Here is a 7,274-nt window from a genome sequence, read left to right as displayed (position 1 = left end):
GGGCACCGCGCAGTCGGGCATGTCCGGACTGACCCTGGCCAAGCCGCTGCAACTGCAGGGCAAGCCGGTCACCCGCGTGGAGAACATGTGCGCGAGGGTTCCGGGCCGGCGGCATGTGCGGTCGGTCGTGCCGACCGGCTACGGTTCGAGCATCAACAGCTCGTGGTGACTGCGCTCGCGCACCGCCCACCAGCACGGCAGGTAGATCACCGCGGGCAGGCCGGCCACCAGGACCGTCCATGGCGGAGTGGTCATCAGCGTGGCCACCAGCGCCACGAACACGTGGATCAGGCCCACCGCGGCCGCGCGCCCCAGCGCCCCGGTGCCGCGCCGCATCGCGTCGCGCACGCCGGCCACGCCCAGGCCGCTCACCACCGCGACGCCCGCGCACAACACCGACGCGATCAGCAGCAGATCACCGAGCCCCTCCAGGCTCTTGCGGTCGTCGCGCACGGCGAACGACATGACCGCCAAGGTGACGGCGGTCGCGCTCATCAGCACCGTTTCGACGACCAGCGCGATCAGCAGGGTCCGTAGAAAACCGGTTCGACGATTTCCCCTCATTGTTCCCCCGAAATGACGTATGTCCCCCGTTTGGTACACCCCCGAGCCGGTTCCGAAGCGGCGGGGAGCACCCTACGCCTTCGGACGATGCCACACGGAATTCCGTTCCCGAAGTCGGATCCGTAACGATGGCGGCACGAAACCCACAGGCCGCGGGGCCGCCCGGACTTCGCCGGACGGCCCCGCGGCCGTTGCCCAGGACGCCTGTTCGACGTCGAGGGGGAGTTCGCCTCCTCGATCGCTACTTGACGGCGCCTGCCATCACGCCCTGGACGAAGTAGCGCTGGAAGCTGAAGAAGACGATCACCGGGACGATCAGCGACAGGAACGCGCCGGGGGCCAGCACGTCGATGTTGGCGCCGAACGCCCGGGACTGGGACTGCAACGCGACGGTCAGCGGCGCCGATTCGGTGTCCGCGTAGATCAACGCGATCAGCATGTCGTTCCACACCCACAGGAACTGGAAGATGCCCAGCGACGCGATCGCGGGCAGACCCAGCGGCAGGATGACCCGGAAGAAGATGGTCAGGTCGGTGCCGCCGTCCATCCGGGCGGCCTCCAGCAGGTCGCGGGGGATGCCCGCGAAGTAGTTGCGTAACAGGAACACCGCGAACGGCAGGCCGAACGCGACGTGGAAGAGCACCACACCCAGGATGGTGCCGAACAACCCGGTGTCGCCGTACAGCTTCGAGATCGGGATCAGCGCCACCTGGACCGGCACCACCAGCAGCCCGACCACGATCAGGAACAGCCAGTCCCGACCGGGGAATTCCAGCCAGGCGAAGGCGTAGGCCGCGAGCGAGCCGATCAGGATCACCAACAGCGTGCTGGGCACGGTGATCCAGATGGTGTTGAAGAACGCCCGGGTCATGTCCTTGTTGTCGAGCAGCTTGTCGTAGTTGGAGAAGGTCAGGTCGCTCGGCTTGCCCAGCACCTTCCACCAGCCGGACTTGCTCATCTCCTGCGGATCGCGCAGCGAGGAGACCAGCAGGCCGAATGTGGGCATCAGCCAGAACAGCGCGATCAGCACCAGCAGGATCGCCGCCAGACCGCCGCCGGTGCGGCCGACGATCCGCGAGGCGAGCCCGCGCTTGATGCCCCCCTCCGGGGGCGCCGGCGCTTTCCGAGGCTTCGTCAGGTCGGGGGTCGCGGACGTGCTCACCGGTTCTCCCTTCGGAAGCGACGGATGTTGAACAACATCGCCGGCAGCACCAGCAGGAAGAGCAGGATGCCGATGGCGCTGCCCAGGCCCTGGTTGTTGCCGCCGCCGAAGGAGGCGATGTACATCTGCAGGGCCAACACGTTGGCCTCCTTCTGGGACGAGCCCAGCGAGATGATGTACACCAGGTCGAAGATCTTCAGCACGTTGATCACCAGCGTGACCATCACCACCACCAGCACCGGGGCCAGCAGCGGGATGGTGACCCGGCGGAAGACCTGCCACTCGGTCGCGCCGTCCACGCGCGCGGCCTCCAGCGCGTCGCGCGGGATCGCGGCCAGGCCGGCCGCGATCAGCACCATCGCGAAGCCCGCCCACATCCAGATGTAGGCGCCGATGATCGCGGCGGTGACCAGGTTGGGCCCGAGCCAGTCGTACCCGCCGAAGGACTGGGCGAAGTTGCCGCCGGTCAGCCGTAATTGCACCGGGCCGCCCTCGGCGGCGGACGCGGGCATGGTGAACGAGCCGTCCTTGCCGGTGCTCGCGCTCGCCACCGTCCTCCCGTTGCGGACCGCCTCGACCCGCACCCCCGGCAGGCCCTTCTCGCCGGGGTCGACCACCCCGGCCTTGCCCGCGTTGCCCTTGGTGAAGTCGACCCACACCACACCGCCGAGGCCCCCGGCGGGCGGCACGCCGGGCCTGGCGTCCCGCGCGTCGGTGGGGATCTTGTCCGCGGGCAGCGCGACCAGCGGCAGCAGCGCGGTGCCGCCGGGCGCGGTGCCGGCCTTGGTGATGAAGCCGCCGCCCTGCGGCGCGAGCACGGTGTCGTTGCGCGGGCGGGCGCCGGGATACGGCGCGCCCTCGTCGAACATGTCGTGCACGCTGGTGATCACCGCGTTGGCCACGCCCTGGTCGGGATCGCGGTCGTAGACGAGCCGGAAGATGATGCCCGCGGCCAGCATGGACACGGCCATCGGCATGAAGACGATCAGCTTGAACGCGGTGGCGAACCTGACCCGTTCGGTGAGCACCGCGAAGACCAGGCCCAGCGAGGTGACCACGGCGGGCACCACCAGGACCCAGATCAGGTTGTTCTTGAGCGCGGTGAAGGTGTCGTCGTCGGTGAACAGTTCCTTGTAGTTGTCGATCCCCACGAAGTCCGACCAGCCGTCCGCGCCGAACAGGCTGCGGATCAGCGACCACACGATCGGATAGGCGACCAGGACGGCGAGCATGACGATGGCCGGCAGCAGGAACAGCCAGCCCAACAGGGTGCCCGAACCGAGCCCGCGCGACTCGCGCGCGGGCGTCGGCTTCGTCTTCTCGGGCACCGCGACCTTCACGGGTGCCTTCTCACTCATCGAGGTCGGTCACCCGCCCGCGTAGGCCTTGGCGGCGTCCGCTTCGAGCTTGCTCTGCGCCCCGGCCACGTCCGAGGGATTGCGCAGGAAGTCCTGGAGATCGCGCCACTCGCCCTCGCCCTTGGTGCCACCGAACGCGGCGGGCGCCTGGTCGGAGAGATCGAAGCGGAAGTCGTCGCCCGCGGCGATCAGGTTCTTGGCGATCCCGCGCGTGGTGTCGTCGCGGTAGGACGCCATGTCCAGGTTCTTGTTCGGCGACAGGTAACCGCCCTGCTGCGCCCACACCTTGGCGGCGTCCGGCGAGGCCAGGTACTTCAGCAGCGCCTGGGCGCCGGGGGAGTCCTTCATCGCCACGGCCACGTCGCCGCCGGTGACCACCGGCGCCTTGCCGGTGCCGACCGCGGGGAAGCCGAAGAACTTCGCGTCGGTGCCGATCTTGGCCTTGGTGTCCTTGATGATGTTGGTGCCGATGAAGTCGCCACCCGAGATCATCCCCGCCTTCGGCGGATCGCCGAACGCCTGCGGCACGGACGCGGGGAACTCGGTCTGGAGCACGCCGCCGCTGCCGCCGGGGAACCAGTCGTTCTTGCCGAAGACCTGGGCCAGCGTCTCCAGGGCGGTCTTGACCGAGGGGTCGGTCCACGGGATCTGGTGCTTGGCCAACTGGTCGTACTTCTCCGGGCCGGCCTGGCTCAGGTAGATGTTCTCGAACCAGTCGGTGAGCACCCACCCGTCGGCGCCGCCGATGGCGAACGGCGCGGTGCCCGAGTCGGAGATCAGGCCCGCGTTCTTGAGCAGGTCGTCCCAGGTCTTGGACTCGGTGGCGCCCGCGTTCTCGTAGACCTTCGCGTTGTACCAGATCAGCGACTTGTTGGCGCCCTTGTAGTAGACGCCGTAGAGCTTGTCCTGATACGAGCCCAGCTTTTGCCACTGGGTCGCGAAGTTCGCCTGCACGGCCTGCTGCACGTCGGCCGCGAGTGGCTTGATCCAGCCCTTCTGCGCGAACTGCTGGAGCACGCCCGGCTGGGCCAGGAACGCCACGTCCGGCGGCGCGTTGCCCTCGACCCGCTGGCCCAGGAAGGTGGAGGCGCTGTCGCCGGTGGGGATGAACTCGGTCTTGGCCCCGGTGCGCTTCTCGAAGTCGGCGAGCACCTTCTTGAAGGCGGCCTGCTCGTCACCGGTCCACACCGCCGCGACACTCACCGTGGTGCCGTCCAGGCGGGGTACGGCCGGCGCGCCGCTCCCGCCGGGCGTCGCGTCGCTCTTCTTGCCCTTGTCGTCACCGTCGTCGCTACAGGCCGCGAGACCCATGACGAGCATCGAGGCGACCGCCAAGGCGCCCACGAACCGCTTCACGCGTCCTCCGTAATGGACAGACCCGTCTCCGGGTCGAAGAAGTGCAGCCGGTCGGTTGCCACCCGCATCACCACATCGGCGCCCTCGCGGGCCCGGGTACGCGGCCCGAAGCGGGCCACCAGCTCGGAATGGGCCGCGCCCGGGTCCGGCACCGTGTCCTCCGCGCCCACGTCGCGCGCGAGCTCCTGGACGTCCTCGGTGACCGCGGGCGGCGCGTCCACGCGCACGTGCACGAGCACCTCCGAACCCATCGCCTCGACCAGGTCGGCCTCGGCCCGCAACACCGCGCCCTCGGCGGGCTCGGCGCCCTCCAGGGCCGTGTCGTACAGGTCCTCGGGGCGGATGCCGACGATCAGCCGGCGACCGTGGTAGCCGGCCAGTGCCGGGCGCGCGGCGAGCACGTCGGGATGCACGGTCAACCGCTGGCTGCCGATGTCCACCGTGGTGCCGTCCGCGTCGTCGCGGTTCAGCGTGCCGGTCATCAGGTTCATCGCGGGCGAGCCGATGAAGCCGGCCACGAACAGGTTGACCGGGTGGTCGTACAGCTCCTGCGGCGGGGCGACCTGCTGGAGCACTCCCTTCTTCATCACCGCGACCCGATCGCCGAGGGTCATCGCCTCGGTCTGATCGTGCGTCACATACAGCGTGGTGACCCCGAGTTCGCGGGTCAGTCGGGCGATCTGGGCGCGCATCTGCACGCGTAGCTTCGCGTCGAGGTTGGACAGTGGTTCGTCCATCAGGAACGCCTGCGGCTCGCGGACGATCGCCCGGCCCATCGCGACCCGTTGCCGCTGACCGCCGGAGAGTTGGCGCGGCTTGCGGCCGAGGTGCTCCTCCAGGCCCAGGGTGCGGGCCGCCTTGGCGACCCGTTCGCGAATCTCGTCCTTGGGCAACTTCCGCAATCGGAGCCCGAATCCGATGTTGTCCCGCACATTCAGATGCGGATACAGGGCGTAGCTCTGGAACACCATCGCCACGTCCCGGTCGCGCGAGGGCACCCGATTGACCACTCGGTCGCCGATGCTGATCGTGCCCTCGCTGATCTCCTCCAGGCCGGCGACCATCCGTAACGCGGTCGTCTTCCCGCATCCGGACGGGCCGACCAGAACCAGGAACTCCCCGTCCGCGACCGTCAGATCGAGCGAGGTGACCGCTCGAGTGCCGTCCGTGTACAACTTTCCAACCGCATCCAGTACCACTTCCGCCACGAATTCCCCCGATGGTGGACAGATCCCGCCTGCTGATGTCCTGTGGTACGCCTGGTGTGGCGTTGGCCACAACCCCTGCCCCATGCAACGAGCCTTATTCGTGACTTTCGATCATCGCTGCGTAATGAGGCGGCGGGTGGCCGTCGCGCTCCGTATGCTGAACGGGCCGCGACTGGCGTACGCGTGGGATCGACCACGAGGAAGCGGCGGTTCCACCGACGAGGTGTCGTCCGCCTGGGCACCCGGATCACATTCGCTGTGAACCGAGCCGGAGAACACATGGACATCCACGGGCACGTGACCGATCGCCACCCGGAACTGCGCCGCACCGACCCGGAGATCGCCTCGCTGGTGCGCGCCGAGGAACTGTTGCAGCACGACACGCTGCGGCTGATCCCGAGTGAGAACTACGTCTCCGCCGCCGTGTTGGAGGCGACCGGGACGGTACTGACCAACAAGTACTCGGAGGGCTATCCGGGCCGTCGGTACTACGAGGGCCAGCAGAACATCGACCCGATCGAGATCATCGCCCGCGAGCGGGCCAAGTCGCTGTTCGGCGTCGAACACGCCAACGTGCAGCCGTACTCGGGCTCACCGGCCAATCTCGCGGTCTACCTCGCCTTCGCCCGACCCGGCGACACCGTGCTGGGCATGGCCCTGCCGATGGGCGGGCACCTCACCCACGGGTGGGGCGTGTCCGCGACCGGGACCTGGTTCAGCGGCGTGCGCTACGGCGTACGCGCCGACACCGGGCGCACCGACCTGGACGAGGTGCGCGACCTCGCGCTGCGCGAGCGGCCGCGGATCATCTTCTGCGGCGGTACGGCGGTGCCGCGCACGGTGGACTTCGCCGGGTTCGCGGAGATCGCCCGCGAGGTGGACGCGATCCTGGTCGCGGACGTGTCGCACATCGCCGGGCTGATCGCGGGCGGGGCGCACCCGTCCCCCGTGGGGCACGTGGACGTGGTGTCCACGACCACGCACAAGACGCTGCGCGGGCCGCGCGGGGCGATGCTGATGTGCCGCGCCGAGCATGCCAAGGCGATCGACAAGGCGGTCTTCCCGGGCCTCCAGGGAGGGCCGCACAACCACACCACGGCGGCCATCGCGGTCGCCCTGCGCGAGGCGGCGACGGACGAGTTTCGGACATACGCCCACGCGGTGGTGGCGAACGCGAAGCGGCTCGGCGAGGAACTCGCGGGGCGCGACTTCGAGCTGGTGTCGGGCGGGACGGACAACCATCTGCTGCTGGTGGACCTGACCCGGCGCGGGGTGCCCGGGAAGGTCGCGGCGAAGGCGCTGGATCGGGCCGGGATCGTGGTGAACCACAACACCGTGCCGTTCGACACCCGGTCGCCGTTCGACCCCTCCGGGATTCGGATCGGGACGCCGGCGCTCACCTCGCGTGGGCTCGCCGAGGAGCACATGGTCGCGGTCGCGCGGTGGATCGATCAGGTGGTGACGGCGGCGGGGGTCGGGGCCGAGGACGTGATCGTGCGCGTGCGGGGTGAGGTGCGGGAACTTTTGGCCGGGTTTCCGGCGCGGGGGTTGCCTGTGTAGGCGCGGGATTCGTTTGCCCACCCGCTCCACCCGTCGCGTGTGGTGGGGAGGTTGCGGTTCTACCGC

The 7,274-nt window shown here is 69.2% G+C and carries 6 protein-coding genes and 1 riboswitch; of the genes, 1 reads left to right on the top strand and 5 read right to left on the bottom strand.

Features of this window, described 5'->3' with window-relative positions; all coding sequences use genetic code 11:
* Positions 1-138: 138 nt before the first annotated feature.
* The 5 genes from ACWCPW_RS29860 to ACWCPW_RS29840 all read right to left on the bottom strand — a co-directional run bounded on the left by ACWCPW_RS29860 (position 139) and on the right by ACWCPW_RS29840 (position 5,648).
* Positions 139-564 carry a hypothetical protein gene (locus ACWCPW_RS29860; RefSeq protein ID WP_449764678.1) on the bottom strand — a complete coding sequence of 142 codons (426 nt, stop codon included), beginning with the start codon at positions 562-564 and terminating at the stop codon, positions 139-141.
* A gap of 241 nt (positions 565-805) precedes the next feature.
* The gene (locus ACWCPW_RS29855; RefSeq protein WP_449764677.1) at positions 806-1,726 is read right to left on the bottom strand and encodes a carbohydrate ABC transporter permease; all 921 of its coding nucleotides are present in this window, start codon (positions 1,724-1,726) and stop codon (positions 806-808) included.
* Positions 1,723-3,084: an ABC transporter permease subunit gene (locus ACWCPW_RS29850; RefSeq protein ID WP_449764676.1), complete on the bottom strand. Its 1,362-nt coding sequence runs from the start codon at positions 3,082-3,084 to the stop codon at positions 1,723-1,725. Before ACWCPW_RS29850 ends, ACWCPW_RS29855 begins: the two co-directional genes overlap by 4 nt.
* Before the next feature lie 9 nt (positions 3,085-3,093).
* A complete protein-coding gene (locus ACWCPW_RS29845) occupies positions 3,094-4,440 on the bottom strand; it encodes an ABC transporter substrate-binding protein (RefSeq protein ID WP_449764675.1) in 1,347 nt (448 codons plus the stop codon).
* A complete protein-coding gene (locus ACWCPW_RS29840; RefSeq protein WP_449764674.1) occupies positions 4,437-5,648 on the bottom strand; it encodes an ABC transporter ATP-binding protein in 1,212 nt (403 codons plus the stop codon). The genes ACWCPW_RS29845 and ACWCPW_RS29840 overlap by 4 nt, the downstream gene beginning before the upstream one ends.
* 158 nt (positions 5,649-5,806) lie before the next feature.
* A riboswitch (ZMP/ZTP riboswitch) is annotated at positions 5,807-5,895 on the top strand.
* Positions 5,896-5,927: 32 nt separating this feature from the next.
* On the opposite strand from ACWCPW_RS29840, the gene ACWCPW_RS29835 reads away from it, so the two are divergent.
* The gene (locus ACWCPW_RS29835) at positions 5,928-7,208 is read left to right on the top strand and encodes a serine hydroxymethyltransferase (protein ID WP_449764673.1); all 1,281 of its coding nucleotides are present in this window, start codon (positions 5,928-5,930) and stop codon (positions 7,206-7,208) included.
* Positions 7,209-7,274: the final 66 nt, after the last annotated feature.

The organism is Embleya sp. NPDC001921 (genome assembly GCF_053594475.1).
Note: the sequence above shows the minus strand (reverse complement) of the source record. Positions and strands in the feature narration are given on the sequence as shown.

Excerpts from the sequence above, each read along its gene's own strand:
- ACWCPW_RS29860 (WP_449764678.1), bottom strand. The coding sequence starts at position 564 with ATGAGGGGAAATCGTCGAACCGGTTTTCTACGGACCCTGCTGATCGCG.
- ACWCPW_RS29850 (WP_449764676.1), bottom strand. The coding sequence starts at position 3,084 with ATGAGTGAGAAGGCACCCGTGAAGGTCGCGGTGCCCGAGAAGACGAAG.
- ACWCPW_RS29835 (WP_449764673.1), top strand. The coding sequence starts at position 5,928 with ATGGACATCCACGGGCACGTGACCGATCGCCACCCGGAACTGCGCCGC.